Source organism: Streptomyces viridochromogenes, assembly GCF_001270495.1.
GTDB lineage: Bacteria > Actinomycetota > Actinomycetes > Streptomycetales > Streptomycetaceae > Streptomyces > Streptomyces viridochromogenes_A.
On sequence record NZ_LGUR01000067.1, the window covers coordinates 1 to 2,653 of the forward strand.

Annotated in this window: 2 protein-coding genes and 2 pseudogenes; 2 read left to right on the plus strand and 2 right to left on the minus strand. The window is 73.0% G+C overall.

The genetic code is table 11. From position 1 onward, the window contains the following. Positions 1-530, minus strand: a pseudogene (locus ADK36_RS08780) (ABC transporter permease); the annotation flags it as partial. Continuing rightward, positions 527-1,249: an ABC transporter ATP-binding protein gene (locus tag ADK36_RS08785; RefSeq protein WP_048587567.1), complete on the minus strand. Its 723-nt coding sequence runs from the start codon at positions 1,247-1,249 to the stop codon at positions 527-529. The gene ADK36_RS08785 and the pseudogene ADK36_RS08780, both read right to left, overlap by 4 nt. Before the next feature lie 161 nt (positions 1,250-1,410). On the opposite strand from ADK36_RS08785, the gene ADK36_RS08790 reads away from it, so the two are divergent. Then, the gene (locus ADK36_RS08790; RefSeq protein WP_053196936.1) at positions 1,411-2,565 is read left to right on the plus strand and encodes a sensor histidine kinase; all 1,155 of its coding nucleotides are present in this window, start codon (positions 1,411-1,413) and stop codon (positions 2,563-2,565) included. Further along, positions 2,562-2,653: pseudogene (locus ADK36_RS47790) on the plus strand (response regulator transcription factor); the annotation flags it as partial. The gene ADK36_RS08790 and the pseudogene ADK36_RS47790, both read left to right, overlap by 4 nt.

A 2,653-nucleotide genomic window follows, 5' to 3' on the forward strand; every position in this document is an offset into this window, starting at 1 on the left:
CCGGCCCGGCGCGGGTCGGGCGCGCGCTCGGCGGTGACCGCCGGGTCGCCGGGGCGGTCTCCGATCACCGCGACGAGTTCACCGGGGTGGGCCAGTGCCGCGCGGCCCAGGGTTCCGGTGGGTGTGCCGGGGACCGGGTGGCGGTCGGCAGGCAGCCGGTCGAGCAGGGCGCCGAGCGCCGGGGAGACCCACAGTTCGCCGGGGGCGGGGAAGCGGTCGAGGCCGGGCGGGGCGGGAGCGGTGCGTCCGGGCAGCCGCGCGACGTCCACGACGGTCACCGGCTCACCCAGAGTGAAGGTCGTTCCCATCGCCTGGACGGCGACCGGACGGGAGGACTCCACCGGATTGCGCCAGTCGGTGCGGTCCGCGCGGTGCTGGAAGCCCAGGTTCATCGCGACGCACAGCAGCAGCAGGGTGGTGGACACGGCCGCCGCCGCGACCGCGAGCCCGGTCGCGAGCAGGCCGGTGCGGCCGCCGGCCCGCGTGAGCCGCCAGGTCAGTGTCCAGGTGGTGCGGTCCAGTGCCCTCATCGCCGGGACCCCGCCTTCGCGTCGGTCCCGGTCTGCGCCGCGGCTTGATCTCCGGCCAGTCGGCCGTCTCGGACCTCCACCGTGCGGTCGCACCAGCGGGCCACGTTCGCGTCGTGGGTGACCAGGACCAGGGCGGCGCCCTGCCGGCGGCTGACGTCCGTCAGCAGGTGGATGACCTCCATGCCGGTGGCCTGGTCCAACGCGCCGGTCGGCTCGTCGGCGAAGATCACCTTTGGCTTGCCGACCAGAGCCCGGGCGATGGCCACCCGCTGCGCCTGACCTCCGGAAAGCTGCCCGGGAGTCCGGGCTTCCAGGCCCTGCAGTCCCAGGGGCCCGAACCACTGCCGGGCCTGCTCGACGGCCGCCCGGCGTGGCATGCCTCCGAGCATCAGCGGCAGCGCGACGTTCTCGTCGGCGGGCAGTTCCGGCAGCAGCTGGCCGGACTGGAAGACGAAGCCGAACGCGGTGCGGCGCAGCTCGCTGCGGGCCGGTTCACGAAGCTGGTCGACGCGCTCGCCGTCCAGCAGAACCTCGCCGGAATCGGGCCGTTCGATGCCTGCCAGGCAGTGCAGCAGGGTGGACTTGCCGGAGCCGGACGGGCCCATGACGGCCAGCGACTCGCCGGCCGTCACGACGATGTCGACGCCGGCCAGGGCGCGGGCCATGCCGTAGGACTTGAACAGGCCGGTGCCGGTCAGGACGGCGGAGGGGGTGTTCATCGGGCGGACTCCCCGGAAGAAACGGTGATCATCGGATGCATGCCGTCCACGATCGGGGCGTACGGCACCCGGCGGGCTCGGCCGGACGGCCGGTTGTGAGGGTCGGACATCGGCCATTCGGCCGAGTCCGCGGGGAATCACCTCTTCCGTATTCTGCCAGCGTGTACACCGAGACTTCGCGGCTGCGCCGGGCACTGATCGCCGCCGGCTGGATCCTTCTTCTCGCGGTGGGGCTGATGGATGCCTTCGCCGGCCGGTCGATGCACTACCGGTGGACCAGCTGGCTGCCGGTCGTGTCCGGCCCGCTTGCCTGCGCGGCGCTGCTGTGGCCCGGCCGCCGACCGAGCACGCAAGTACGTGCCGCGCTCGCCGCAGGCTGCTCGCTGGCTCTCACGGTTGGGATCGGCGTGTTCGCGGGTGTGAATGGTGCTGGCACCTGGGGCTTCCTGGAGGGCGTCGTCCTGCTGGTGCTGCTGTCCCGAGCGGTGCGGGCGGTATCCCGTCCGGGAATCGCGGTGGCTGTCTCGGCCGCGCTGGCCGTCGCGGTCATCGCGATTCCGCTGCGCTGGCTGCCGATGGACATCCGTTACGACGGCCAGGCCTCCATCACCGGGTCCCTGTTGATGACACTCGGCGTCGGCCTGGCTCTCGCCTGGGGTCTGCGGGCACGGCTGCTGGAGGAGCAACGGGCCCGCGACATCGCCGCCGTACGCCAGCGCCAGCGCCTGGAACTCGCCCACGACCTGCACGACTTCGTCGCCCACCACGTCACCGGCATGATCGTCCAGGCCAATGCCGCGCTGGCCCTCCAGCACAGGTCCGGATCGGAGACGCTGGACTCGATGCGCCGTCTGGTGCGGGTCCTGCGCGAGGACGACCACGAGGGCGTGCGGCCCGGTGAGGTGTGGGCGGAAATCGCCCGCCTCGTCTCCGTGTTCTCCGAGGGCGGGGCGGGCGTGCAGCTTCACGTTGGTGCGGCGGCCCGCGAGGTACGGCTCGCTCCCGAGGTGGAGACCTCCGTGCACCGCGTCGTGCAGGAGGCCCTGACCAATGTGCGCCGCCACGCGCATGGCGCCGCGGTGGCCGTACGGGTCGACGCGGACGGGCCCAGGCTGCGGGTCGAGGTGCACAACACCGCACCGGCCGCACGTCATGCCGTCCCGGTCGGCGGGCGCGGCGGCTTCGGGCTGGTGGGCCTGCGCGAACGCGTAGAAGCGGTGGAGGGCGCGCTGACCGCCGCTCCGACCGACGACGGCGGCTGGCGGGTGACCGCCGACTTCCCGATGCTGGCCGCCATGGCAGGATCACCGGCGTGAACGACACGGTGATCCGCGTACTGATCGCGGACGACCAGGAAATGGTCCGCATGGGCTTCCGGCTGATCCTCGGCGCCCAGCCCGGCAT

Bases quoted from the DNA above. Each gene is read 5' to 3' on its own strand.
- ADK36_RS08785 (WP_048587567.1), bottom strand. From the start codon at position 1,249: ATGAACACCCCCTCCGCCGTCCTGACCGGCACCGGCCTGTTCAAGTCC.